The organism is Dyadobacter sp. CY343, from assembly GCF_021390335.1.
GTDB lineage: Bacteria > Bacteroidota > Bacteroidia > Cytophagales > Spirosomataceae > Dyadobacter.
Map to the genome: position 1 here is coordinate 901,437 of NZ_JAJUXK010000001.1, position 26,526 is coordinate 927,962.

Annotated in this window: 26 protein-coding genes; 14 read left to right on the forward strand and 12 right to left on the reverse strand. The window is 45.4% G+C overall.

Annotated elements, in window-relative coordinates; genetic code table 11:
- From cobT to LZG94_RS03740, 8 genes are all read left to right on the forward strand, one after another.
- Positions 1-1,026: a nicotinate-nucleotide--dimethylbenzimidazole phosphoribosyltransferase gene (cobT, locus tag LZG94_RS03705; protein ID WP_233790595.1), complete on the forward strand. Its 1,026-nt coding sequence runs from the start codon at positions 1-3 to the stop codon at positions 1,024-1,026.
- Positions 1,023-1,805, forward strand: a complete 783-nt coding sequence (locus LZG94_RS03710; protein WP_233790596.1) for an adenosylcobinamide-GDP ribazoletransferase — start codon at positions 1,023-1,025, stop codon at positions 1,803-1,805. Before cobT ends, LZG94_RS03710 begins: the two co-directional genes overlap by 4 nt.
- Positions 1,790-2,353 carry an alpha-ribazole phosphatase gene (cobC, locus tag LZG94_RS03715; protein WP_233790597.1) on the forward strand — a complete coding sequence of 188 codons (564 nt, stop codon included), beginning with the start codon at positions 1,790-1,792 and terminating at the stop codon, positions 2,351-2,353. The genes LZG94_RS03710 and cobC overlap by 16 nt, the downstream gene beginning before the upstream one ends.
- A gap of 76 nt (positions 2,354-2,429) precedes the next feature.
- Positions 2,430-3,842 carry an NADP-dependent phosphogluconate dehydrogenase gene (gndA, locus tag LZG94_RS03720; protein WP_233791114.1) on the forward strand — a complete coding sequence of 471 codons (1,413 nt, stop codon included), beginning with the start codon at positions 2,430-2,432 and terminating at the stop codon, positions 3,840-3,842.
- 12 nt (positions 3,843-3,854) lie between these two features.
- Complete coding sequence (gene zwf, locus LZG94_RS03725) at positions 3,855-5,363, forward strand: glucose-6-phosphate dehydrogenase (protein ID WP_233790598.1); 1,509 nt, start codon at positions 3,855-3,857, stop codon at positions 5,361-5,363.
- 3 nt (positions 5,364-5,366) lie between these two features.
- Entirely contained in the window at positions 5,367-6,092 is a 726-nt protein-coding gene (pgl, locus tag LZG94_RS03730; protein WP_233790599.1) for a 6-phosphogluconolactonase, read from the forward strand.
- A gap of 161 nt (positions 6,093-6,253) precedes the next feature.
- Positions 6,254-6,430, forward strand: a complete 177-nt coding sequence (locus LZG94_RS03735; RefSeq protein ID WP_233790601.1) for a hypothetical protein — start codon at positions 6,254-6,256, stop codon at positions 6,428-6,430.
- Between the two features lie 5 nt (positions 6,431-6,435).
- On the forward strand, positions 6,436-7,269 hold the full coding sequence (locus LZG94_RS03740) for an SPFH domain-containing protein (RefSeq protein WP_233790602.1): 834 nt from the start codon (positions 6,436-6,438) through the stop codon (positions 7,267-7,269).
- Between the two features lie 58 nt (positions 7,270-7,327).
- On the opposite strand, the gene LZG94_RS03745 is transcribed toward LZG94_RS03740, so the two are convergent.
- From LZG94_RS03745 to LZG94_RS03775, 7 genes are all read right to left on the reverse strand, one after another.
- On the reverse strand, positions 7,328-8,005 hold the full coding sequence (locus LZG94_RS03745) for a hypothetical protein (RefSeq protein ID WP_233790603.1): 678 nt from the start codon (positions 8,003-8,005) through the stop codon (positions 7,328-7,330).
- A gap of 9 nt (positions 8,006-8,014) precedes the next feature.
- Positions 8,015-8,395 (reverse strand): GntR family transcriptional regulator, encoded by a 381-nt coding sequence (locus LZG94_RS03750; protein ID WP_215235646.1) that lies wholly within the window; start codon positions 8,393-8,395, stop codon positions 8,015-8,017.
- 11 nt (positions 8,396-8,406) lie between these two features.
- Positions 8,407-9,219 carry a hypothetical protein gene (locus LZG94_RS03755; protein ID WP_233790604.1) on the reverse strand — a complete coding sequence of 271 codons (813 nt, stop codon included), beginning with the start codon at positions 9,217-9,219 and terminating at the stop codon, positions 8,407-8,409.
- Between the two features lie 21 nt (positions 9,220-9,240).
- Entirely contained in the window at positions 9,241-10,077 is an 837-nt protein-coding gene (locus tag LZG94_RS03760; protein WP_233790605.1) for an ATP-binding cassette domain-containing protein, read from the reverse strand.
- Positions 10,078-10,191: 114 nt separating this feature from the next.
- Positions 10,192-10,794, reverse strand: a complete 603-nt coding sequence (locus LZG94_RS03765) for an NTP transferase domain-containing protein (protein ID WP_233790606.1) — start codon at positions 10,792-10,794, stop codon at positions 10,192-10,194.
- The gene (locus LZG94_RS03770) at positions 10,794-11,996 is read right to left on the reverse strand and encodes an XdhC family protein (protein WP_233790607.1); all 1,203 of its coding nucleotides are present in this window, start codon (positions 11,994-11,996) and stop codon (positions 10,794-10,796) included. The genes LZG94_RS03765 and LZG94_RS03770 overlap by 1 nt, the downstream gene beginning before the upstream one ends.
- The gene (locus tag LZG94_RS03775) at positions 11,980-13,146 is read right to left on the reverse strand and encodes a cysteine desulfurase family protein (protein ID WP_233790608.1); all 1,167 of its coding nucleotides are present in this window, start codon (positions 13,144-13,146) and stop codon (positions 11,980-11,982) included. The genes LZG94_RS03770 and LZG94_RS03775 overlap by 17 nt, the downstream gene beginning before the upstream one ends.
- A gap of 208 nt (positions 13,147-13,354) precedes the next feature.
- Here LZG94_RS03775 and LZG94_RS03780 point away from each other — a divergent pair, with 208 nt between their 5' ends.
- On the forward strand, positions 13,355-13,990 hold the full coding sequence (locus LZG94_RS03780; RefSeq protein WP_233790609.1) for a peroxiredoxin: 636 nt from the start codon (positions 13,355-13,357) through the stop codon (positions 13,988-13,990).
- Between the two features lie 70 nt (positions 13,991-14,060).
- Here the strand turns inward: LZG94_RS03780 and LZG94_RS03785 are convergent, their stop codons facing one another.
- Positions 14,061-14,789: a DUF6962 family protein gene (locus tag LZG94_RS03785; protein ID WP_233790610.1), complete on the reverse strand. Its 729-nt coding sequence runs from the start codon at positions 14,787-14,789 to the stop codon at positions 14,061-14,063.
- 300 nt (positions 14,790-15,089) lie between these two features.
- Between LZG94_RS03785 and LZG94_RS03790 the strand changes: the two genes are divergently transcribed.
- Positions 15,090-17,603, forward strand: a complete 2,514-nt coding sequence (locus tag LZG94_RS03790) for a TonB-dependent receptor domain-containing protein (protein WP_233790611.1) — start codon at positions 15,090-15,092, stop codon at positions 17,601-17,603.
- 163 nt (positions 17,604-17,766) lie between these two features.
- A complete protein-coding gene (locus LZG94_RS03795) occupies positions 17,767-18,465 on the forward strand; it encodes an MCP four helix bundle domain-containing protein (protein ID WP_233790612.1) in 699 nt (232 codons plus the stop codon).
- Between the two features lie 53 nt (positions 18,466-18,518).
- Here the strand turns inward: LZG94_RS03795 and LZG94_RS03800 are convergent, their stop codons facing one another.
- Complete coding sequence (locus LZG94_RS03800; RefSeq protein ID WP_233790613.1) at positions 18,519-19,070, reverse strand: hypothetical protein; 552 nt, start codon at positions 19,068-19,070, stop codon at positions 18,519-18,521.
- 238 nt (positions 19,071-19,308) lie between these two features.
- Here LZG94_RS03800 and htpG point away from each other — a divergent pair, with 238 nt between their 5' ends.
- Positions 19,309-21,147 (forward strand): molecular chaperone HtpG, encoded by a 1,839-nt coding sequence (gene htpG, locus LZG94_RS03805; protein WP_233790614.1) that lies wholly within the window; start codon positions 19,309-19,311, stop codon positions 21,145-21,147.
- Positions 21,148-21,215: 68 nt separating this feature from the next.
- Here the strand turns inward: htpG and LZG94_RS03810 are convergent, their stop codons facing one another.
- From LZG94_RS03810 to rho, 3 genes are all read right to left on the reverse strand, one after another.
- On the reverse strand, positions 21,216-21,737 hold the full coding sequence (locus tag LZG94_RS03810) for a hypothetical protein (protein ID WP_233790615.1): 522 nt from the start codon (positions 21,735-21,737) through the stop codon (positions 21,216-21,218).
- Positions 21,734-22,078: a hypothetical protein gene (locus tag LZG94_RS03815; RefSeq protein WP_233790616.1), complete on the reverse strand. Its 345-nt coding sequence runs from the start codon at positions 22,076-22,078 to the stop codon at positions 21,734-21,736. Before LZG94_RS03815 ends, LZG94_RS03810 begins: the two co-directional genes overlap by 4 nt.
- A gap of 118 nt (positions 22,079-22,196) precedes the next feature.
- Positions 22,197-24,032 (reverse strand): transcription termination factor Rho, encoded by a 1,836-nt coding sequence (rho, locus tag LZG94_RS03820; protein WP_233790617.1) that lies wholly within the window; start codon positions 24,030-24,032, stop codon positions 22,197-22,199.
- A gap of 494 nt (positions 24,033-24,526) precedes the next feature.
- Here rho and LZG94_RS03825 point away from each other — a divergent pair, with 494 nt between their 5' ends.
- Together LZG94_RS03825 and LZG94_RS03830 are read left to right on the forward strand one after the other, a co-directional pair.
- The gene (locus LZG94_RS03825) at positions 24,527-25,249 is read left to right on the forward strand and encodes a type III pantothenate kinase (RefSeq protein ID WP_233790618.1); all 723 of its coding nucleotides are present in this window, start codon (positions 24,527-24,529) and stop codon (positions 25,247-25,249) included.
- Positions 25,233-26,525: a hypothetical protein gene (locus tag LZG94_RS03830; protein WP_233790619.1), complete on the forward strand. Its 1,293-nt coding sequence runs from the start codon at positions 25,233-25,235 to the stop codon at positions 26,523-26,525. Before LZG94_RS03825 ends, LZG94_RS03830 begins: the two co-directional genes overlap by 17 nt.
- Position 26,526: the final 1 nt, after the last annotated feature.

Consider the following 26,526-nt stretch of genomic DNA (forward strand, 5'->3'; position numbering starts at 1 on the left):
ATGTCACAAACAGATTTTGAAGTTCAGATCCAGCAGAAAATTGATTCCAAAACGAAACCGGCAGGTTCGCTGGGAATGCTGGAACACATTGCTTTCCAGATTGCTAGGGTTCAGCAGACGCTATCTCCCGAACTCATTAAGCCACATATTGTCGTTTTTGCAGGCAGCCACGGTATTGCCAGGGAAGGCGTGAGTGCTTACCCGGCCGAGGTGACGGCACAAATGGTTCTCAATTTCCTGACTGGGGGAGCGGCCATCAACGTCTTTGCAAGGCAACAAGGCATTGAGCTCGTCATCGTAGACGCCGGGGTTGATTTTGTATTTGAGAATGATAAAAAGCTAGTTAATGCAAAAGTCGGCGCGGGAACACGGAGTTTTTTGTCAGCAGAAGCAATGACAGCTGAACAATGTGCTGAATGCTTTGATAAGGGAGCATACATTGTTCAAAACATTCGAAAAACGGGTTGTAATGTCATTGGATTTGGCGAAATGGGCATTGGTAACACTTCCTCTGCCGCTGTAATTATGAGCAAGTTGCTCGGTCTTCCTATTGCAGATTGTGTGGGAAAAGGCACTGGATTGGATGCTATGCAATTGGAAAATAAGCTTTCGGTTTTACAAAATGCTTTAACATTCCATGCCCATGTGGGAAATGACCCTTTACAGGTTTTACAAACATTTGGTGGGTTTGAAATTGCGATGATGTGCGGTGCGATGCTGGAAGCGTACAGACAAAATATGATCGTGCTGGTCGATGGCTTTATCGCTTCCGTCGCATTTTTAGCTGCATTTAAAATGAATGACAAGATCCTCGACAATGCGATTTTCTGCCATCAGTCCGATGAAAAAGGGCAAAAGCTTTTGCTGCAAAAATTGCATGCAAATCCTGTTCTGCAACTCAATATGCGGCTGGGCGAGGGAACGGGATGTGCGGTGGCTTATCCACTAATAATGAGCGCTGTGGCTTTTTTCAATAAAATGGCCAGTTTTGATAGCGCGCAGGTAAGTCAAAAAACCACGTCATGAAGAAACAACTCACCTTGTTTTTTGCTGCATTGCAATTCTACACGCAGATTCCCATTCCTGCTCACATGCAATATGATCCTGACAATCTCAATCCGGCAACCCGGTTTTTGCCGCTCGTGGGCTGGATTGTCGGGGGCGGGGCTGCATTGGTCTGGATGATGTTTGCTTTTGTAGATGTGCAGGTCTCCATTATCTGTTCCATGATCGCTTCCGTGCTCATTACCGGCGCTTTGCACGAAGACGGATTTGCGGATTTCTGCGACGGATTTGGCGGCGGGTGGACGAAAGAGAAAATTTTGCTCATCATGAAAGACAGCCGGATCGGGGCTTATGGCGTGATTGGGTTGATCGGAATGCTGGGACTCAAATTCAGTCTTTTGAACGCGCTTTCCAATTTTCAAAATACTGCAATTATTGGTCTCTATATGATTACAGCACATGCATTTAGCCGGTTTATGTGCGTCATGATCATTTATTTTTTTTCCTATGCGCGCGAAACGGAGAATAGTAAAGCGCCATTTGTCGCCAAAAAAATGCGTGGTTCTACATTTGCGATTGCAGGTTTATTCGGTGTGATGCCGCTGTTGGTTCTTGCTTTTACATTAAAATCAGCTGCGGTTTTAATGGTCATTCCGTTGCTGGCATTGGTGACATTTTTAATGGGGAGTTATTGTAAAAAATGGATTGGCGGTTACACGGGAGACTGTCTCGGCGCCGTGCAGCAGGTTTGTGAAGTGTTGTTCTACTTTTTCCTGTTGATCCTATGGAGATTTATCTGATCAGACACACAAAACCATTGCTCACGCCCGGCCTGATTTACGGACATTTGGAAGTGGAACTCGAAGCGGGATTTGAAACGGAAATAGATAATATCAAGTCGCAGCTTCCAATCCATTTGGACGCCGTTTATTCAAGTCCGGCCACACGTTGCACGCTTCTTGCCAAAGAAATTAACCCAAAGTACCAGATCGATGAGCGCCTGCGCGAGCTGCATTTTGGTGATTGGGAAGGGAAAACGTGGGATACGGTCGATCAGGATAATTTGAAATTGTGGATGGAGGATTTCGTGCATGTCCGCGTGCCGGGAGGAGAAAGTATGCTGGATTTAAAAGGTCGCGTAGAAGACTTTTTTAGAATACTCAACCAACAACCAGAAGAGAGAATTGCAGTAGTTACCCACGGAGGAGTAATCCGGCTACTACTCACATTATTAGCTGATAAACCTCTCCATCAATGCTTTGAAATGAAAGTCGATTATGCATCGGTTTTTAAAATAGATAGGTTGTCAACTGATCGCATTTACAGCTCCAAAGCAAACACGGTTTAAGAAAGACCATTAAAAGCTTATCCCGCAGGCGATTTTCCCTTATTATTGCATTGACTTTATTTTACACGAATTTATGATGTCAGATAACATATTCGATTTTGGAATGATCGGGTTGGGCGTTATGGGCCGCAACTTTTTGCTGAACATGGCTGATAACGGCTTCTCAGTGATCGGTTTTGACAAAGATGCAGCCAAGAATACTGCGCTTGAAGGCTCCGCCACTCCTGGTACCACCGTGAAAGGCGTTTCCGAATTATCCCAAATGATCGGCCTGCTGAAAAGGCCGCGTAATGTCATGATGCTGGTGCCTGCGGGACAGCCTGTTGACGACGTAATTGCCTCGTTATTACCGCTTCTTGAAAAAGGGGACGTAATTATCGACGGGGGTAACTCTCACTACACAGATACCCTCCGCCGGGTAAAGTACCTGCACGAAAAAGAGATTCATTTTATGGGAATCGGGGTTTCGGGCGGTGAAGAAGGAGCCCGTCGCGGCCCTAGTATCATGCCGGGTGGAGATTTGGCTGCTTATGAAAATGTGCGGCCCATGCTGGAAGCAGTCGCTGCGAAAGTGGACGGTACTCCTTGTGTTGCCTATTTGGGAAAAGAAGGCGCCGGGCATTACGTAAAAATGGTCCACAACGGAATCGAATATGCGATCATGCAGTTGATCAGCGAATCTTACGCGATACTGAAAGCGGCAGGTTTGAGCAACCAGCAGCTGCATGAGACTTTTAAGACGTGGAATGAAGGAAAACTGAAATCGTTTCTGGTTGAAATTACAGCCGATATTTTCCTGCAAAAAGACGATAAAACCGACGCGCACCTGGTTGACGTGATTTCTGATAAAGCGGGCTCAAAAGGTACCGGTAAATGGACTTCACAGGATTCTATGGAACTTCCGGTTGCCGTGCCTGTGATCGATACTGCGGTTGCAATGCGCACATTATCAGGTTATAAGGATGAAAGAATCAAAGCTGCTGCGCTTTACAGTACAACTGCTGCCGATGCAGTACCTACGCAGGAACTGATCGATAAGGTTTACGACGGACTTTACTTTGCGACCATATTGAGCTACGCGCAGGGACTGGCTATGTTGTTCCAGGCTTCCAAAGATCTGCAAATGGATATCCCCCTTCCCGAGGTGGTAAGTGTGTGGAGAGGCGGCTGTATAATCCGTGCCTCGCTGCTGCCGGTGTTTGTAAATGCCTATAAGCAAAACCCGGAACTGTCTAATATTTTGCTGAACCAAGAGGTAGCTGAACTCGTTAAATCAGCGGAAGGTAATACGCGTGCATTGATCGCGCACGCTGCCCAGGCTGGTATTCCGGCCGCAGGTTTAATGTCGTCACTTGCCTACTTCGATGCATACAGATCGGAGCGCATGCCGACAAACCTGATACAGGCTCAGCGTGACTATTTTGGCGCACATACTTACCAGCGTATCGATATCCCCGGTACTTTTCATACAGAGTGGGGTCAACAATAAATCAGAAGTTTTATGCAAACCAATAAACGTCCTCCCGCCTCAGTCCTTTTCATATTTGGAGGAAGTGGGGACTTGAATTACAGGAAGTTAACTCCGGCGCTCTATAATTTATTTTTAGATAACTGGATGCCCGACCAGTTCGCGATAGCCGGGATTGGAAGAAGTCCGTACACCAACGAGGCTTACCACGAGCATTTGCTGGACGGGGTTACCAAATTTTCGAGAAGGAAAGGTAAGCAAAACGGTCATTGGACAGAGTTTACCCAGTACGTTTCTTACCTGCAAATGGACGGCGACGATGCTGCCGCTTATCATAAGATAACGGATCTTGTGAAGCAGAAAGAGGAAGAATGGGGCGTACATCCCAACGTGATATTTTACCTCGCGGTAGCTCCCCAGCTTGTTCCTTCGATCGCTCAGAAGCTCGGCGCGCTTAAAATCTGTTCTGATAAAAGTACAACCAGGATCGTAGTTGAAAAGCCTTTTGGTCACGACCTGAAAAGTGCGCATGATCTGAATATTCTGCTTTCCGAAATGTTTGCCGAAGAGCAGATCTTCCGCATTGACCATTACCTGGGCAAAGAAACTGTTCAGAATATCCTGGCGCTGCGTTTTGCAAATGAGATATTCGAGCCGATCTGGAACCGTAATTATATCGACCATATTCAGATCACTGCTGCTGAAAGTGTAGGTCTGGAAGGTAGGGGAGGTTATTTTGAGAATGCGGGTGCATTGCGGGATATGGTTCAAAACCACATTTTGCAAATCCTTTGCATGATCGCGATGGAGCCGCCGGTTTCCTTCGATGCCAACGAAATACGCAATAAGAAAGTGGATGTCCTGAATGCGATCCGCCGGATCACGAAAGAGCAGGTTCATGATTTTGCTGTTCGCGGCCAATATTCAGGCGGCTGGAAAAAAGGTGAAAAAGTGGTGGGTTACCGCCAGGAGCAGGGAGTTGACCCTCAATCGGCGATCGATACCTTCGCTGCTGCTAAATTCTATATTGACAACTGGCGCTGGCAGGGGGTACCATTTTACGTTCGGACCGGCAAATACCTGAACCAGAAAGCAACCCATATTACATTGCAGTTCAAGCCCGCTCCGCATTATGCATTCCCTAAGGAAGCCGCGGAGACCTGGCGCTCAAACCGTTTGACGATCAGTATCCAGCCTAATATGGATATCAGTATCCGTTTTCAGGCGAAACGCCCGGGGCAGACGATGACGCTTGATCCGGTGGATATGACATTTGACTACGATGCAGTTGCCGGCGAACACGCTCCGGAAGCTTACGAAACTTTGCTTTTGGATGTGATGGAAGGCGACGCGACGCTATTTATGCGGAACGACCAGGTGGACGCTGCCTGGAAGGTAATTATGCCGATTCTGGAAACCTGGGAGGCTAGATCACCGCAGGATTTCCCTAATTATGCACCCGATTCCTGGGGACCAGACGAAGCCGATGCATTGATTGCGCGCGACGGTCATACCTGGATTAACCTGCCACCGGCACCCTGATCTATGGAAATACACATTGAAAAAGATGCAAAGCAGTTGAGCGAGAAGCTTGCAGCTTGGCTTGCAGATTATATTCAGGAAGTGGTGGCTAAAAAAGGCCAGTTCACATTTGTTCTTTCCGGCGGAAGTACGCCCAAGCAACTGTATGCGCTGCTAGCCGAATCGCCCTATCGTGAGTCCATTCCCTGGGAAGATATTATTTTCTTCTGGGGCGATGAGCGCGCGGTACCTTTCGAGGATTCGAGGAATAATGCGAAAATGTGTTATGAAGAATTGCTTGACAAAGTGCCTGTTAGTCAGCATAATATCTTTATTATGCGTACCGATATGGATGCTGAATCAGGAGCAGCGGATTACGATTTTATCCTGAAAACACATTTTGAGGGTCTGGATGAAACATTTGACTTTGTACTATTGGGAATGGGCGACGATGGCCACACGCTTTCATTGTTCCCCGGTACCGAGGTAATACATGAAGAAGAGAAATGGGCGACTTCGTTTTTCCTGCCCGAACAGGATATGTACAGAATTACGCTTACTGCCCCTGTTGTAAACCAGTCGGCGTGTGTTGCTTTTCTGGCGGTAGGAAGCGGAAAGGCCGAAACGTTGAAGCATGTACTGGAAGGCGAGCGGAATATCGACCTGTATCCTTCCCAAATTATCCAGCCGCTGCAAGGTCAGTTGCACTGGTTTGTAGATGAAGCTGCGGCTGCGTTATTGACAAAATAAAAAGAAGAATAAAACCTTGATCAAAAGCGTCCTTTTTAAGGGACGCTTTTTTTTGTGTATCAAATTCTCGCCTTTAAAATGTCGGGGAACCATTTGATAAAAATAATCGAGTGTTCTTAGGTGCTGCGATTACATTTATCCCGACAAACCTCAACCAAACTATGCAACACATCCTTAAAGTACTCGCGGCGATCGTTGTGATCACCTATTCGCTTCACTTAGTCAATGCCGAGAATGATCTCCTGGTTTTCAGCGGGCTGGCTGTAATCCTGGCAGCGATTTACTTTCTCTTCCGGGAGCTTGATCTAATTTTTGAACAACTTAAATCTAAACTATAATCAGAATGAGAAGAAACATTTTACTTGGCTTGGGCGGCTTTATTCTTTTGACAATTATCGTCGCAGTTCAACCTTTCAGCTTCGAGAATATCGACGCCGGTAATGTGGGAATCCGCATTAATCTCTATGGAAGTGACAAGGGAGTTGACAATATCACCATGGTAACCGGTCGCGTTTGGTACAATGCGTGGACTACCAAAATCATCGAATTTCCAACTTATACGCAAAGTGTAGACTACGATTCTTTTGTGATCACGACCAAAGATGCCGCGGAATTTAAGGTCGATCCAAAATTGAACTACCACATTAATCCCGAAAAAGTCCCGCAGATCTACCGCCAATACAGGCGACCGTTAGGTGAAATCCAGCAGGGATTTATGAAGAATACCATTTATGATGCGTACCGGATTGTAGCCAATTCATTCACCTCTGATAGTGTAATGTCCAACCGGGAAGTTTTTGAAGACCGCGTTCAAAACGTTTTAACCAAAACATTGGGCAAAGACGGGTTCATTTACGACCAGCTGACTTCCGCCATCACCCCGCCGCCTTCACTCAGACAAATGATCGACGAAAAGAATACTTCGATCCAAGCTAGATTAAAGGCTGAAAATATGGCGAAACAGGCAGAAGCTGAGGCAAAAGTGATCATCGCCCGTGCAGAAGGTCAGGCTAAGGCAACATTAATCAAAGCGAGAGCAGAAGCGGAAGCCAACCAGCTGCGCCAGAAGACATTAACCCCGCTGCTGATCCAGCAGGAATGGGTTTCTAAATGGAATGGCGTGTTGCCGACGACTAATGCAGGCGGAGGTGCGAGTTTGATGCTGGGGATTAAATAATACAAATCAAGTAAGCATCCATTTCCCGCAATCGGTCGGAGAAATGGATGCTGTTATTTTAAAGAACAGATTTGTCAATCAGGCTGCCGGGCAGGTTAATATGCGCCGAGCTGTCCACTTTCATTTTAAAGGAACTGATCACATCCTTTTCTATGCCGAATGTGCTATTCTGTTTCACTTCGACAAATACCTCTCCCAGCTTATTTTTTTCATCAATTTTAGTCCAGGCTGTTCCTTTTTGGCTCAGCTGTAAATTGCGGAATTCATTTCCGGAAAACAGGACTGCACCGTCTGTAATATCAACCGATAACTGATCCGAATCCCAGTTAGCCACTTTGCAAATCACATCTTGCGCTTTAAGCCCGGCCAATTTGGGGGACATAATATAAAATGAGGGAATACCGCGTAATGCATACTCTGCCGGAATGTCATCTTTTGGCCAGTCCCGGTGGTAAGTGAATATAATTGTATCCGATTTCATTTTCCAGCTCAGGTATTTTGCCTCCGGCATAATCCGCAATTCGTGCGTTTTGCCAGGTTGGATCTGCGTCACACCGAATGCATCTCCTTCGAGTTTGATGTGGTTGAAAGCAGGTAACGCTTCTTTCCGGTGCCCGGCGAGCGCGTCATTTTTATCGAGTTTGTCGTATTCTGCCTTTAAAATCAGGTTTGCGCCTATTGTTACGACCAGGATCAGGGCGAGTAAGGCTGTTAATAATATACTGCTTGGTTTCATAGTCGACTGCTATTTGATGACGGGAAAGTGTTCAGCAATGAATTTTTCATATCGCACACCTAGCTCTTCCATACTGATATTGAGAATGTGAAGTGTGCGAAAAACTTCGGGCATTTCGATTTCCAGAAACCGTTCTTTCCGGTAAGCCAAAATTTTGGCCAGCGCATTTTCATCCGCTGAATACCCGATCCCCCTTTTATTATAAATGATCTCTTTGTTTTGAAGAAAATCATAAGTGCGCATGACGGTATTCGGGTTTACTTCCAGCATACCCGCCAGGTCGCGCACGGAAGGGATTCGTTCGCCGGGAGGCCACTTGCCCAGCAGGATCTGCTCGCACAGGTAGTCAGCTATTTGAAGATATATCGCCTGTTTATCTTTAAATTCCATGGAATATTCGGTTAAATTTCCTTTTCACGAAGTCTGAGAAAAGAAGCAATCCAGAGTACAAGAACGATGAACGCAGGGAAGCATTGAAGGAGAATAAAAAGGGTAGGAGGGAAGTCTACCGTGAAGTAGGTCGCCGCCATTGCCGCTCCTTTTCCGCTCACATCCCCGTGTGTCCAGACCTGCCAGTTGGAGATCGGAAAACTGACGACTTTGGCAGGATAATCAGTGAAATAGGAGGCCAGCGAAATGTGGATAATGCCGGTTACCAGGTACAGACCGACCAAGGTCGAAGCTGTTTTCACATAAGATGCTTTTTGAAAAAACAGTGAACCCAGGAAGGCTGCGCCATTTATGATAAAGTAAAAAAGGAATGAATACCTCAGCGGCATTTCGGGTATTGTGTGAAACTTGCGGGAGCCCGTCGGAAGCCGCAGATTGGCATATTCCACTGTACCCACATGCATTTTATAAAACAGCAATGCGAATGGGACAACGAAAATGAGGTTTAAGAATAGTGAGCTAAGAAACTTCTCAGTCGCCGACGCTGGTACCATTATCGCGGCAATTCCAGTGGCAGGCGAGGCGTACTGGCTAAATGCGAAGCTGCTATACAGGCTTGAACCGAAGAGCACGATCATAAAAAGCGCCAGAATATGTAACAGCTCCTTGATATTGCTGTATTCGGTAGAAAGTCCTACCGGCGCCATTAGCAACAGCAGCAAAACAAGCAGGAGTGAGGCGATAAGCAGATAGTTCTTACCTTTTTCGGCAATTTCCAGCTGGACCGTGAGCACAAAACGGTGAAGGTCAAAAGTCTGATTCATCTTGTTAAAAAGTTTGCATGGCTAATAGTTGAATATCTTCTGAATGCGGTCCGGATTTTCCATCACGGCATTGAACAATTGTTCCAGATCTACGCGACTTTCTTCCTTCCCGGAATTCTCGAAAACTGCTTTGTAGCCGCGCATCGATGGTTCTGAGTAAATAACCCGGTCGTCGTAGGCAATGGTGGAAAGCGTACCGAAGCAAAGCCGCTCGGTTACTACGTCCAGGCTGTGTTTCAATAATATCCGGCTGTCTTCGAGAATGATAATGGAATCGATCAGATTGTCGAGGTCGCGGACCTGGTGAGTGGAAATCAGGATCAGTCGGTCTTTGTTCAGGGCGCAGGAAACGAGTTTGCGAAACTGGCTTTTCGAAGGGATATCCAGCCCATTGGTTGGCTCGTCCATGATCAGGACCCGGGTATTGGCGGCTAGTGCAAATGCGATCAGAAACTTTTTCTTCTGGCCAAAAGACATTCCGGTAAGCTTATTGTTTTTCGGCAGGTCCATTTCTGAAATATGCTCGCGAAACTGGTGTTCATCAAACTTTGGATAAAATGGCGCAAGCATCTGAAGGTATTTCTCAATGGTAACCGAAGGCAGATAAATTTCTTCGGGAATGAAGAAAACATCCTGTAAAAATGCCGGAAACCGCTTCCGGGGCTCGAATCCGGCTACTTTGATTGTACCTGCCAGCGGGAAAAGCAAACCCACCATATTGCGCAGCAAGCTGGATTTACCAGCCCCGTTTTTGCCCAGCAGCCCGTAGATGTGCCCCGGCAAAAGCTCCATACTCAGGTCTTCAAAAAGCAATTTTTGTTTACTATAACCAAAAGAAACACGGTCGAGGTGGATCATATTCTAAATTGTTTTAGTGTTCTAGTTAAATAGTACACTGCAAATGTAGACGCGCGGATTTAGAATCCAATATTTCTCGGGATTTTATTTTCTAAAAAAACAAAAATGGTTGAATCAGCTCGTTCTGAGCAGGTTTTGGTAATCTTCCTGCGTGTCGATATCGACAGTTCCGAGTGGAAAGGGGAGAGAGCGAACTTCCGACTTGTGCGCCAGGATCAGCTTTTTAGCGCCCTCGTTACCTTTCAGTTGCAGCAGTTGCTCGAAGTAAGATTTTGAAAAAAATACGGGTGTACCAATGGTATTTCCGTAGGAGGAGGCTACAATCGCGGCATCGAAATTTGCCCCGGCAATGAGATTCTGGAATATTTCAGCAGTAACAAAAGGCTGGTCGCTCACTGCGAGGATACAGCCTGTAATATCCGGGTCAGTATCTTTTAATACGGTAACTCCCAGAACAATCGATGACGCCATTCCTTCCAGCCAATGCGGATTGAAGGTAGTCCGGCAGGGAAGTCCGGCAAGTTCATTTTCGATCAATGCAGCCGAGGAACCGGTCACAACGATCACTTTTTCACCGGCGACTTCCACCGCAGTTTCTACAATATGCCGGATCAGGGTTTTGTTCCGGAATGTCAATAATTGCTTCGGTTCGCCGAGGCGGGAAGAGTTGCCGGCGGCCAGGATAATGATGCCAACGTTTGGTTTGCCGGTTTCCATCAGGTTGTGACGGGTTGTACTGCGCAAAGAAATTCTTCCTTTTCATCCTTACTATATTCGATCGGCTTTACGGCGCGGTTGTGGATCGGTTCTGCCTTTTCCCTCAGCGAGTTACCCGATTTGTCATTTAATACCGCTTTGATCTCAGCCAGCACCGACAATGCAATTTCTTCCGAAGTCTCGGCACCAATATCCATTCCCACCGGCCCGTAAATCCTGGCTTTTTGCGACTCACTTACTTCAATATCGTCTGCCAGAAGATCGTCAAACATTCGTTCAAGCTTCTTTTTCGGGCCTAATGCACCGATGTAGCGATATTGATCTTCAATCAAAAGGCTTTTTAAAAGTGCGAGATCGTAGTTGTAGTTATGCGTCATCAGCAGGAAAAACGTTCTGCTATCTGTTTGCACGTGCTTCAAAACTTCTTCCGCTTTGGAAACAAGTACTTTGGTCACTTTTGGAAAACGTTGTTTCGTCGCGTGACTCCCGCGACCGTCCACGACGGTGATATCCCAGCCCAAAACCGCCGCCATATCTACCAGCGGTATCGTGTCGTTTCCTGCGCCGGCAATTACCAGCGAGGGAGGTGTATTGAAATATTCAATAAAGCCTGTCAGTGGTTGCCTGTCCGTCTCAAAAAGCTTGAAAAATGAATCTCCGATCTGGTAAGCCAGTTTTGATTCGGCCAGCAGCATTTCCGCAGAAAACAGATCCTGTCCATTATTTATCAGGATTTCATCGTCCTGCAAATGCAAAAAACAGGTTCCGGGCTGCTTCCCTGTCCGGGATAGCAATGAAAACAGCGTGATCACCACTGCGTTCTGCCTTTTTACCAAAACCTTTTTCAATAATTCGATCGGGTTATCTGGCTGCGTCACGTTGATTGGTTCAAAAAGAATATGAATGATCCCGTTACAGCCGAGTTGGACGCCAAGCGTGGTGTCGCTTTCGTCGGTGGTATCGTAGGTAACCAGCTTATTTTTTTGCTGGGAAATCGCGAGTAACGCTTTTCGCAAAGCGTCGCCTTCGAGACAGCCGCCGCTGATCGCGCCCGTTAACTGCCCGTCGTCGGTTACCAGCATCCGCGCGCCCGGCCTCCGGTACGACGAACCTTCTACGTGCACTACCGTCGCCAGCGCCATTCTTTTCCCGTCAACAATTGCCTGATGGTATGATCTGATGATTTCAGTTATCTCTTTCACCGCGCTGCGCATTTACAATTTTGGATATTACCCGGGCACTGTGCCTTGCCTGATCTTCCGTCGAAAACCGGCCGAAACTAAAACGAAAAGAGCTGTGGATCAATTCGTCCGGCAGCCCCATTGCTTTCAGTACATAGCTGGGTTCGAGCGTGGCAGAAGTACAAGCCGAGCTTCGGGAAAAAGCAACATCATTACCAGCCTCAAATATCATTTTCTCTCCATCCACACCTTCAAAGGCGATATTGGTCGTATGCGGCAGCCGGAGTTCGCTGATCCCATTGACGCTGATACCGGTCAGTTCCAGGAGTTCGGTTTCAAACTGGTCCCGGATTTTCGCCAGTCGCGCAGATTCAGTTTCCATTTCGTCCTGACATAGTTCGCACGCTTTTCCCAGACCTACAATTCCGGGTACATTCAATGTACCGCTGCGCATATTCCGTTCGTGCCCGCCGCCGTCGATCTGCGCTGCCAGCGATACAGCCGGGTTCTTTTTCCTGACGTATAATGCACCTGCACCTTTTGGTCCGTACATCTTGTGCCCGCTGAATGCGAGCAAATCAATACCATCGTCGTGCACATTGATGGGGATCTTGCCCACCGCCTGAGTCGCGTCGGTCATGAAATATATATGATGGCGTTTCGCGACGGAAGCAATCTCGGATACCGGATGAATGACGCCCGTTTCGTTGTTTGCATACATCGCACAGATTAGTACGGTATTTTCCGTGATCGCACTTTCCAGCGTTTTCAGATCAATGCTTCCGTCGCCGGCAACGGGCAGATAAGTTACGCTGACCAGCTCGCTTTCCACGCGCCGGCAGGTATCCAGTACAGCCTTATGTTCGGTGCAAATGGTAATAATATGCTTTCTCGGCCGCTGGTCGGCTTCCAATATGCCTTTGATCGCCAGGTTGACTGCCTCGGTGGCGCCCGAAGTGAATACGATCTCGGTGGTATGCGCGCCTATTAATGACGCTACCTGTTCGCGCGCTATGTCCACAGCTTCCTCCGCTTCCCAGCCATAAGAATGCGTTCTGCTGGCTGCATTGCCAAACTTTTCGGTGAAATAGGGGAGCATTTCTTCCAGGACCCGCGGGTCCATTGGTGTGGTTGCATTATTATCGAGGTATACAGGCAGCCTGACAGCCATAATTATTTATTGATGAAAGATCGAATATTTCCTATTAACCAAATTAAACAAAAAACCATCCCATTTTACGGGGAGCGGCATCGAACAGTATAAAACCGTTCCAATCTGCTTCGAAACATGTTGCCTGCACTGAAACTATTTGCTTATTTTTGTGTTGAACTCTATAATATCAGTAGATTAAAATACTGTCCACTTAAACTTAAAAACTATGTCACTTCGACTTGGAGATATTGCCCCTGACTTTGAGGCAAATACTACACAGGGACCTCTTAATTTTCACGAATGGTTAGGCGATAGCTGGGGTTTGCTTTTCTCTCACCCGGCAGATTTTACTCCGGTTTGTACAACTGAGCTTGGCAAAACGGCACTTTTACAAGGTGAGTTTCAGAAACGCAATGTGAAAGTGCTGGCAGTAAGTGTAGACGATCTTGATTCTCACAACCGCTGGATCCCGGATATCAATGAAGTAAATGACACGGAAGTTAACTTCCCGATCATTGCTGACGAAGGCCGTAAAGTGGCTCAATTATATGATATGATCCACCCGAATGCGAGTGAAAAATCGACTGTTCGCTCGGTATTTGTGATCGGACCTGATAAAAAAATCAAATTGACATTGACTTATCCTGCATCGACCGGGCGTAATTTCACCGAAATCCTGCGCGTTGTGGATTCGTTGCAGCTTACTGCCAACTATTCAGTAGCGACTCCGGCGGACTGGAAAGATGGGGACGATGTGATCGTGGTACCTGCCGTGAGCACAGAGGATGCAGAGAAGAAATTTACAAAAGGATTGAATATCGTGAAGCCCTATCTGCGGTATACGCCACAGCCGAATAAGTAATCTTATCAGGCTTAATATAAACGAAACGAGGCCGTTGCATTGCAGCGGCCTCGTTTCGTTTTATAAAATATCAGTCTTCCTCTTGTATTATTTTCTCCGGAATTATTTTTTCCTCCCCGTAATATGTCATGTGGCGGGCGCCTTTGTAGTAGTACCAGATCGAGGCAGCCATTGCTATGTGGCTGATGTCGTTATAATTGAACCATGGGCCAAAACTGAATTTGAGTGCGTGCAGGCCAGCGGCAAGCGCGCCCATGAATGTGGCAATGAAGATATTCACGCTGCCGGGATCTTTCTTTTTCCGGTACACATATATTTCAATCAAAAACAACATCAGGAACAACCCGTAGAAGGCGTGGATCTCGACGATCAGGAAGTTGAGGGTTATGAAGGTCAATATAAAGAATACGGTCAGTTCGATATAATTTAACCAGCCCAAAATCAGTCCGTTACGTTTTTGTAAAAGGGGCTTGATGTGCCAGATTGCGGCTCTTTCAAAGAGTGCAACTGCGATCATACTGGCAAACCAGCCTGGAATCTTTCCTTTCTGCCCCGTCAAATACAGGAAGCCGTGGCCCAAAACGCCGCCAATTGCAGTCGCGATCGCCATAAAAAGGAAGAAGTACTGGATCTGCTTGTACATTCTGTGTGCGCGGCCCAGTTTATTGAGATGGATAAATGCATAAATGCAAATAGCAGTCATCGCCAGGCTGGATAATACCGTGGAAGGTTCTAGGATAGTAATGCCGAAAACTTGTATCTGGTGGACTTTACTAAAATCAATTACAACATCATTCATGAATAGAAGAGCGTTTGGTCGCGGATGGAGTGAATGTCATCTGATGAGATTCAATGCCCAAAGTAAACCACAAATGGCTTAAAACGGATAAGAAATCATTACTGTAACAGACTTTACCAAAATTATACCAGTCTTTCCCGGGAATTTGGAACGGACAAACCGGGCAATTCGACGATGAAAACCGCCCGGCTGTCTATTATCACTTTGGATGTGACGGTTATACTTTTCCTTTGTATCAGTAATTATAATTTAAACAGGAAAAATCACTCCGGCTCTCTTTTTATACCGTGTTCTGAAATCATGAAAAAATCTACGCTGTCACTTATCAGAAATGCCTCATTATCGCTGCTCACATTGTTTTTGGTTCAAAATGTAAATGCACAGGTTGCAGCTCCGGCGGGCGGGCCGATTCTGGAAACTGTTCCAAAAGGGAATTCTAAGATATCCGGAATTGTACTGGACTCAGCTGCTGCAAAAGGAGTTGAGTTTGCGAGTATTGCATTATTCAGTGTCGAGGGTAATAAAGCGATCGACGGAACTACGGCGGACGAAACGGGGAGATTCTCGATCACCAAAGTGGCTCCGGGAAACTACAAACTGCTGATCTCATTTATCGGATTTAAGGACAAATCGATTGATAATATCAAAATTGAAAAAGGCAGGGATATTGAGCTGGGTTCGGTTCAGCTTGCTTCCACTGTGCAGAATTTGCAGGAAGTGACCATTACGGGTGAAAAGTCGCTGATCGAAGAGAAGGTGGACAGGCTTGTTTTTAATGCTGAAAAAGATATTACTTCCAAAGGCGGCGACGCGGCTGACCTGTTGCGTAAAGTGCCGATGCTTTCGGTTGACCTGGACGGAAACGTTTCGCTGAGAGGAAGTTCTAATATCCGCGTCCTGATCAATAACAAACCTTCGACGATCATCGCCAGCAATGTGGCGGATGCACTGAAACAGATACCAGCCGATATGATCAAAACGGTGGAAGTGATCACTTCTCCCTCTGCGAAATATGACGCAGAAGGCTCGGGCGGTATTATTAATATTATTACCAAAAAGAACAACCTGCAAGGTTTGACCCTTAATATCGATTCAGGTGTAGGTAACCGCGGAACGAATTTAGGCTTGAATGGAAGTTACCGTAAAGGTAAAATGGGTTTTACGCTGGGTGGATTTGGCCGGGCTTTTTATAATAAGGCTACTTCTTCATTAGATCAAACAACTTTCTCAGAAGGTTCTTCATTTTTAACCAAACAAACTTCCGATGCGAAAGACAGGGGTTTGTTCGGTCAATATTCGTTGGGCTGGGATTATGATCTGGGTAAAAATCAGGCACTGTCGGCTGGTCTGAGATATGGGACACGAAATTTTATCCAGAAGCAAAACCTGAATATTAATCAATTTGAAAACGATGTGCTGGACCTTGGCTCGCAGCGCAAAGTGAACCGCAAGGATCTTTCGGGAACGGTGGATTTCAATATTGACTATATCCGGACTTTCAAGCCGCAGCAGGAGTGGAGCATTTCTACGCTTTACAGCCGGACCGGATTGACGAATAATTTCAATACAGATCTGCTTACAGAATCCAATGCAGTTGCCAGTACGTTAAAAAACGAAAACAAAAACCGTAACTCCGAATTCACGATCCAGACCGATTACCAGACGCCGATCGGTAAAAATCAGCTGATTGAATTTGGTGCAAAGGGGATATTCAGGACAGTTGACAGTGATTTCAGATATCTGACTTCGACTGAATCGGGCGATTTTATATTGAGTCCTGCAAATCCTTCCGGCGTTTTGAATTACACTCAGAATGTTGCGGCGGGTTATGTTTCCTATACTTTGACCACTAAAAACAAATACACTTTCAAAGCAGGTACTCGCTACGAATTCACGGGGATTACAGCGGACCTGGGAGAAGAAGGCGCAGTGAGTATCCCGAATTATGGAAATCTGGTACCAAGTATCAATGTTTCGAAAAGTATTTCAGGCAGCACAACGTTGAAAGCCGCGTACAATCGCAGGATCCAGCGGCCCGGTATTCAGCAGCTTAACCCAAATGTAAACTTGTCTAATCCGCAGAGTATCAGCACTGGTAACCCCGCATTGAGCCCTGAGCTGACGGATAATTTTGAGATCGCGATGAGTACCAATATTAAAAAGACTTACCTGAATATTTCTGCATTCGCCCGCCAGACCAACAATTCGATCACGCAGGTCAGGAATGCGGTGGATACTTTGCAGGGGGCTATTGTGACTACTTTTGACAATATCGGAAAGCAGCGCGCGTATGGTATGAATGTGTTTGCAAATGTTTACCTCACCCCAAAATGGACTGTTAACGGTAGTTTGGATGTCCTGCATAGTTACCTCGAAGGGCAGACTACCAGCCTGGAAGGAACTTCGGTAACAGCCAGTAACTCTGGGTTTAATTATGGTGGCCGGTTGATGTCACAGGTTACACTTCGCCAGGGTTGGGGCGTGCAGGCTTTTGGTTTCTACCGCGGAAAGGAAATCCAGCTGCAAGGAACCCGGACAGGCTTTTACATGTATTCACTGGGCTTTAAAAAAGATCTGCCGAACAAGAAGGGAAGTATTGGATTTGCCGCGGAGAATTTCATGACAAAAGGGGTAAGATTCACTTCTGACCTCACTTCTCCACAGTTTAATCAGGTTTCGCAAACGCAGCTCTATAACAGGAATTTCAAGATCACATTCAACTATGCGATCGGAAAAATGAGTTTTGATGCGCCGAAGAAAAGGACTAAATCTGTTAACAACACGGATGTAATAGGCGGAGGAGAGCAGAAGTAAGATTCATAGACCTTTAAAGGAAACCGATGCAACCTCAGCGTCGGTTTTCTTGTTTTGCTTGGAGTGGGATATTAAACTGTATCTTTGTTACGTTAATTTGAAAAGATATTATAGCATTATTGCTATATTGATTTCGGTTGACGAAGTGTATAAACCTCATGAGATGAAATGGACTTTTGTAATTCAGAGAAAGTTTAGGGCTGCGGCTTTGCTTGGTGGTATTATGTTGGTTGTGATCCTGGGAACGGTACTTTTGCAGCGGAATGCACAGGGGATCGACCAATCGTCGGCTTCGATCTATAACGACCGGCTGATCCCGGCAACTACGATCCTTTACATTACTGAAAATTTGTACAGTAAGCGGCTGACTCTTGAAAATCACCTGTTTACGAGCGAAGGAACCAGCGAACTTCCGGTTGCTGAGCAGCTGAAATCGTATGATAAGAGCATTGATTCGCTGATCCGCGTTTTTGAAAAAACCTACCTGGTAGCCGAGGAAGAAAAAAGCCTGACTGCATTTAAGGAGCAGAATAGCAGATATGTGCATTTGGAGCAGGAAATACTAAACCAGTGCGCGGCGGGCAACGTGGAAGGAGGGAAGCGGGTATTTGCACAAAATGGCGCGTTGAAGTTCAAGGAAGCGGTAGCTAGCCTGAACGCGCTGACGAATATTCAGTCGGACGTGGGCAAGGATTTGATGAAGGAATCGAAAAGTAATATGGCCAGTTTCGGTGTGATCACCTCGCTGCAAATCGGACTTGCAGTGATTATAGGGTTAATGATCCTGGTTTTGATTTACGACTCTAAGATTATCGAGAAGCCGGCATTAAAAGATAAAAGCCAATATTTTAACCTGAACTGATAAGCAACAAAAAAGGCCAGCATTTGCTGGCCTTTCGCTTTATATCTTATTTCTTATTGACCAACTTTCCGGCCTTTCAAGGTTTCTCTTGAATTTTTAACCTGCTTCAAAAGGTCTTTCTTCACAAACAGCCGGGCTCCGTTTCCACTCTGCAAATCGAAAGTACGCTCCTTGTAATCGAATTTATTGTTAGGAAGCACATCCAAAAAGTAGTTCTGACCGCTGAGGTTGAACTTCATACCTTTTGTATCCTGCTGTGTATCGTCCCACGAAACACTTATCGAGCCCGAATCCGAACCAAGTGAAACTCCGGGAGTAAATGGTAATACATTGATTGTCTGAATGCTTTTTCCATTACTCATTGTAATCTGCCCTTCCGGATTTACTTTGATATCATTCGGATCGGAAACTTCTCTTCTGATATTGATCGCTTTATCATTGAAAAACTGCACTTTTTCGAGCGGAATACTTGCCGCTTCCAGATCGCGCCGCAAATCCTCTGTGAAAACTGTGTAATTGGACAGAGGTACCGAATTCATGGTGGTACAAGCCGAAATTGTGCAAAGGAAAAATGCTCCCGCAAATGCTTTTTTAATGAGATTCATGTTTGAAATTGGTGTTCGTGTGGAACGGTTTTGAGATTCTAGCTGGGTTGTTTACCAATCGCAATATTAAGAAAAAAGCCACTCACATACCAACCGGATAGTTAAAGGCTTTTATCGGTACGCAAACTGACAATGTGTCAGCCAGCGCGTATTTTGATTGTATTTGGAACGCATATTTCAGCCGGGTATTGCAACAGCCGAAAACAATTCTAAAAATATAAAACCAAAAAAACAGACTATGGAATCAGTGATTCAGGAAAAAGGGAATCTTAGCATCCACACCGAGAATATCTTTCCGATTATCAAAAAATTCCTTTATTCGGACCACGAAATCTTTTTAAGAGAATTAGTTTCAAATGCAGTTGACGCATCTCAGAAAATCAAGAAACTGGCATCTTACGGCGAGTTTAATGGTGAACTGGGCGAACTGAAAGTGGTGGTGAAGCTGGATAAGGAAGCAAAAACGATCACGATCAGCGACAACGGTATCGGTATGACGGCCGATGAGATCAAGAAATACATCAACCAGATCGCGTTTTCCGGTGCGACTGAATTTGTTGAAAAGTATAAAGACAAAGGCGAGGACGGAAAAGGTGACAAAGGTATTATCGGTCACTTTGGTCTTGGTTTTTACTCGGCGTATATGGTTGCGGAAAATGTAGAGATCATCACGAAATCTTATAGGGAAGGTTCTGAGGCAGTACGCTGGCAGTGTGACGGTTCAACGGAATTTGAACTTTCTCCGGCTGAAAAAGAAAGCCGCGGATCAGATATTATCCTGCATGTGGCCGCAGATTCAGAAGAATTCCTGGACGAGCACAGGTTGCGCGGAATACTTGAAAAATATGGCAAGTTCCTGCCGATCGCAATTGAATTTGAAGAGAAAACGATCAACAATCCGAACCCTGTCTGGACTAAAAATCCTGCGGACCTGACAGACGAAGATTACCTTGCATTCTATAAAGAACTTTATCCTTACAGCGAAGATCCGCTTTTCTGGATCCATTTGAATGTAGATTATCCGTTCAATCTGACGGGTGTATTGTATTTCCCTAAACTGAAAAACGATTTTCAGGGACAGCGCGAAAAGATCCAGCTTTACAGCCGCCAGGTATTTATTACCGACGAAGTGAAGGATATTGTTCCCGATTTTCTTCAATTGATGCACGGTGTGATTGACTCGCCGGACATTCCTTTAAACGTTTCGAGAAGCTATTTGCAGGCGGACGGAAATGTGAAGAAGATCAATGGATACATTACGCGCAAAGTGGCTGATAAGCTTTCGGAAATATTTAAAAACGACCGCGAAGGTTTCGAGAAGAAGTTTGATGACATTGGTTTGTTCGTAAAATACGGGATCATCAGCGACGATAAGTTTTACGAGAAGGCGAAAGATTTCTGTTTGCTGAAAAATACAGATGGTAAATTCTTCACTTTTGAAGAATACCGGACACACGTCGGCGAAAATCAGACAGACAAAAACGATACCCAGATCTGGCTCTATACCACTGATGAGAAAAAGCAGGATGCATTCATTCAATCTGCCAAAAAGCGCAGCTACGATGTATTGGAGCTGTCCAGCATGATCGACTCGCATTTTATCAATGCATTAGAACAAAAGCTTGAAAAGATCAATGTGAAGCGCGTAGATGCGGACACGCTCGACAAGCTGGTTGAAAAGGATGTGCAGCTTGAAAGCATTCTGTCAGCTGACGATCAGGAAAAAGCGAAGAAGATTTTTGAAGAAGTGGCAGGCAGCAAAAGTGCAAATGTACTGGTTGAGCCAATGCCGGTTGATGAATTGCCGGTGGTTATCACTTTCCCTGAATTTATGCGTCGGATGACGGATATGCAGGCATCTTCGGGTCAGCGCTCGATGTTTGGTGATATGCCTTTGATGTACACTGTTTCGCTCAATTCAAATCACCCGGTAATCGGTCGCATTTTGTCGACGGAGGATGAAACGGCTCAAAAATCACTTGCGAAACAGGTTTATGATCTGGCATTATTGTCTCAGGGACTATTGTCTGGAAGCGACCTGACGCAGTTTATTCAGCGTACGGTTACCACTTTGTAATCGTTTTAATAGAGAGCCAAAATGCAGAAAACCCGCCTTCGAGCGGGTTTTCTGTTTTATTAAGAATACTAATAAACCTTTCCTGAGGCTAGCTTATCTTTAAACAGTTCCAGTTCATCCCACTTTTGGTCTCTGGCCAGTTCGGCTTGTTTTGGCCAGGAAGACGGATCCTGGATTTGAAATCTTGGGCCAGCTTTTTTTAAAATTCCTACCATTCTGATCACGGAAGTTTCGGACAGCTGCTCGTAGGTGTGAATTCCTTCCTTATTAAAAAGCTCCTCGATTTTCGGGCCTATTCCGTCAATGCGTTTCAGATCGTCGGGCGCGTGATCGGGGCTGGTGACAGGATAAACCGTTTTGGAAGCATTCGTTGCGATTGGTTGGTGGTTATTGTTTTCCATTGAAGTTCGAAATTCGGTCAATTCATATTTTTTTTCTTCCAGCAATATACGCATTCTGCTAATCCGCCTTTTCACGATCGTTTTTGCCAACCACCACCCAAGTATCGCGGAGAGAAACAGCAGTAAAGCTATTTCTCCGACAGCAATTGCCAGGCTCTGAGATTCTATCGGAAAAGACAGCTGGTTCATTGTCTCGATTTTGAAAAAGCCAGTTCACGACTGATCTGATTAAGCTTATATTTCAATTCCCGCGTTTTCCTCGTTTCATAACTGCGTGCTGTGAAAAAGCCTAAAACGAACGTGACGAGCAGCAGAACGAAATACTGGATCAGCAAATTAATGTTTATCTGAAATTCGCTGACGCTTATCTTCGGGCCTGTCAGATAATTGTACGAATATAATCTTTCAGAAAAAATGCCGGTAGCAGGCAGCTGATCACAAAGCTGCTTGATCTGGCATATGTGCCAGTATATAGCGCCCAAAATCCAGACAGCCAGACAAGTCCACCAAAGCGGTTTGCTTTTCAACATATATGCATGGGTTAGCTATATGAATTGGAAATATTCTAAAAGTAGCTTTCGGGAGGGGAATTTGCAAAATAGGCGAACATGAAAAAGGGTCTGAGTGTTGACCCAGACCCTTTCTTATTTATCGGTTCATCGAGATCAGGAACTCTTCGTTGTTCCGTGTCCCTTTCATATGTTCGAGCAGGAAATCCATTGATTCCATCGCATTCATATCGGCCATGTGCTTTCTTAGTATCCACACTTTTTTCAGTGTTTCTTTGTCGATCAGCAGATCTTCGCGGCGTGTACCGGAAGCGACAACATCAATAGCCGGGAACACGCGCTTGTTGGAAAGCTTGCGATCCAGTTGCAATTCCATGTTACCGGTTCCTTTGAACTCTTCAAATATAACTTCGTCCATTTTAGAACCCGTATCGATCAATGCAGTAGCGATAATGGTCAGTGAACCGCCGTTTTCGATATTTCTGGCAGCACCAAAGAAACGTTTTGGTTTGTGCAATGCATTCGCATCCACACCACCTGAAAGGATCTTACCGGATGAAGGTACCACTGTATTGTAAGCACGCGCCAAACGTGTAATTGAATCGAGCAAAATCACAACATCGTGACCACATTCAACCATTCTTTTGGCTTTCTCCAAAATAATGCTGGCGACTTTCACGTGACGGTCAGCCTGCTCATCAAATGTAGAAGCAATTACTTCCGCACGTACACTACGCTGCATATCGGTAACTTCCTCAGGACGTTCGTCGATCAGCAGGATCAGCAAAAATACCTCAGGGTGGTTACGTGTGATCGCATTTGCGATTTCTTTCAACAAAACCGTCTTACCGGTTTTAGGTTGCGCTACGATCATACCACGTTGTCCTTTTCCAATCGGAGCGAAAAGATCAAGAATACGGGTTGAATACTGGTCTGGTCGGGAGCTCAGTCTCAGGCATTCGTCTGGGAATAGGGGAGTTAGGTATTCAAAAGGAATACGATCCCTGATTTCTTCCGTCGTTTTGCCATTTACAGTTTCAACCCGCAGCAATGCAAAATATTTCTCGCCTTCTTTCGGAGGACGAATCTGACCTTTCACGGTATCACCCGTTTTAAGACCAAAAAGCTTGATTTGTGAAGGAGAAACGTAGATATCGTCAGGACTGGCGAGGTAATTGTAATCAGCAGAGCGTAAAAAGCCGTAGCCTCCATCCTGCATAATTTCCAATACACCTTCATTAGTGATCAGCCCGTCGAATTCTCTTACGTAATTATTATAGTTCCGTTTGATTTTTGTAGACGGATCTTCACGTTGCGGTTGTGGCGCAGATTGTGGCTGGCGCTCGGCATTTTCATTATTCTGGCGTGCCGGTTTTTCTTCTCTTGGAGGTGAAACTACATCCTGAATATCGGTAACAGTTGTTTCTTCCGTATTTTCAGGAGCCGGAGCTGGCTCGTTTTGAGCCTGTGCAACCACTTCTTCCCGACCAAGATCATTCAGTGTATCATTATCTGAATCGTCTTCGTCGTTTATATCTGTATTACTGGTTTTTGGTCTTTCATCGAATAACCGCGGGCTTTCACTTTTCTCCGGGGTATTGAACAGGGGAGTTTGCGAGCTGCGCGCGGAGTTATCTTTTTTACCCTTTCCTGAACGTCCATTGCCCGCTTTCACGGCAACCGGAACAGGTTCAGCTGGTCTGCGCGCCCTTCTTTTCTTTGGTTCGTCGCCATCTTCCGAGGAAGTTTCGTCCGAACCCGAATCCGTCGAAGTGGCTTCAACAGAAGTGACCCTTTCCTGGGCAGCCTCTGAAAATGCAGGTTCTGCAACTTGCGCAGGCCTTTCCTGTGTATTCAGGATCCGGTTAATTAGTTCTTTTTTAGAGAGTTTAGTATGGTCAGGTACGCCCAGGCTACCTGCTATTTCTTTAAGCTCGGAGAGGAGCTTAATGTTTAATTCATCAATTGTAGGCATAAAAAAGGAAGTAAAGTGACACTTTACCGGTGGGATAATAAGTTGTGAATGTGTTTGGATTAAATTCGGGGATAGGCCGAAGTCATGTGATGGTCATTGATATTCGAATAAATATATATTGTAGAAGCCCTGGAAAGTGACTTTACTAATTGAAAGCTTTGATGGATCAATCGTGAAAATTTGCAACTTGATAATACAGAAGTATTGACAATAATAAATCGGCAAGATTTGTAAACCTAGGTAACGCAGGGAATGGTGGTTACCGATAGATGGATTCTGGATTTAAAAGTCGATACTGACTTAGATGGACGAAGGTGCAAAATTTTTGGTATCAATGCAAATAATTAGCAATAAAAACATTTTAAATTTGGTATTGATCAGATAATCAGCTATTTAGATATAAATATATACAAAGAAATTCGCCCAATTTGCATGCCTATTTCATTTTAGGATATTTGCAGCTAGTTATTAACGACCCTCATTTAAGTTTTAATATGAATATTGTCATCGACTCCGGGAACACTTATTCTAAGGCTGGCTGGTTTGAAAATGAAAAACTGTTACGCTATACGACAGGTTTGAGTTTCGATGAACTGATCCGGACGATCCGCGAAGAGCAGCCTGAGCATATTCTGTTTTCATCTGTAAGTTACACGGAAGCAGAATTTACAGAAGCGCTTCAAATGCCTGTTCGCGTGCACAGCCTGTCGCCACAAACCCCTCTTCCCATTTCAAAACACTACGATACGCCTGAAACGCTTGGAGCAGACAGGATCGCAGCGTGTGCAGGGGCCAATTTTTTGTTTCCTGATGAAGATATTCTGGTGATAGATATGGGTACTTGCATTACCTATGACCTGATCGATAGCAGTGCTGCGTTTCAGGGCGGATTAATTTCTCCCGGTGTAAGAATGCGATTCAAAGCAATGCATTCGTTCACTAAAAGACTTCCTATGATCGATCCCGAAACAGGCCCGGAGTTAATTGGTAAAAGTACCAAAACTGCAATGCTTAGCGGAGTCATGAACGGCACTCTTGCAGAAATTGAAGGAATTATTCAACGGTACCGACACAAATTCCCCGAATTGCGCGTAGTAATATGTGGTGGGGATATTACTTTTTTTGAAAGTAGCTTGAAACCACCCATCTTTGCGGTGCCGGAATTGGTTTTAATAGGCTTGAACAGAATTTTAACATATAATGTCTCATTACAGTAAAGTTTTATTACTTACACTTACAATTACACTGGGATGGAGTTGTGACGGCCTTTTGGCGCAACGTCTTGGTAATTCGCCTTATTCCTCGCTCGGTATGGGTGAATTTTACGGCGAAGCATACTCCGATAATTCAGGAATGGGACAGTCGGGAGTCAGTACTGCGAGCGGGTTTCAGATCAACAACCTTAACCCAGCGCTTTGGGTACGAAACCGATTTACTACACTGGATATCGGTCTGATCGGACAATATAAAAACATCACTTCTGGTCAACAATCTCAGCGGAATGCCGGCGGAAACCTGGGGTATGTTTCTCTCTCTTTTCCGGTAAGTTCAAGGTGGGTGATCGGGGCGAATCTGAAACCGTACAGCTTTATCGATTATGAAAATCAATCGTCGCGCCCGGTTATTGGAACAGCTGCAAATGCAAGATATATCACGTCGGGAAAGGGGGGAATCAACAAGGCGTCTATCACAAATTCTGTGCAGGTTCACAAATATCTGAGCCTTGGGCTTGAAACAAGCTATTTCTTTGGTAACGTGCGCAGGGCTTCGGAAGTTACCGTGGAGAATGTGCCGGGTACCACTATTGTTAGTGAAGAAATGGTTAGTCTGAATCAAAGAACCACTTATTCTGATATCGCTTTCCGTGCAGGTGCGGCAGGTCGCATTCCGCTTAGAAAGGATAATAAATTGAACCTGAATCTGGGCGGTGCTTACAGTTTCAGTACCAGGCTGAATGCTGCCAGTACCACTTCATTTGACCTGACGCAGAGCTCATTTCCTATCACGACGGATACCCTTGAAAATAATCTTAACGGCGGGCTGACAATTCCTGAACAGTTCCAGGTAGGCGCCAGTCTTGAGTGGCCTTTCAAACTGATCTTATCGGCTGATTACAGCCGCCAGAATTGGTCGGGTTACCGCAATTTTAGCAACTCGTCTGAAGGTCTGACAGATGTGAACCGGATTCACTTAGGCGCCGAGTATTTGCCCAAGTTTACTTCACTCAAATACTTTGACCTTGTCAGATATCGCGTTGGTTTCAGCTACGGAAATACACCTTACGTAGTAGGTGGGACTAATGTAAATGATGCTAATATCAGTCTCGGATTTACGTTCCCGATGGGACGGGGTTATCAGAACTTCCTTTCTGTTGCGTTAATTGCAGGGCAGCGGGGAAGCTCAGGATCTGGGCAGATCAAAGAACAATATGGTCGCGTGGTGCTCGGGATAACTTTACTAGAAAGATGGTTTATTAAACAAAAACTAGACTAGT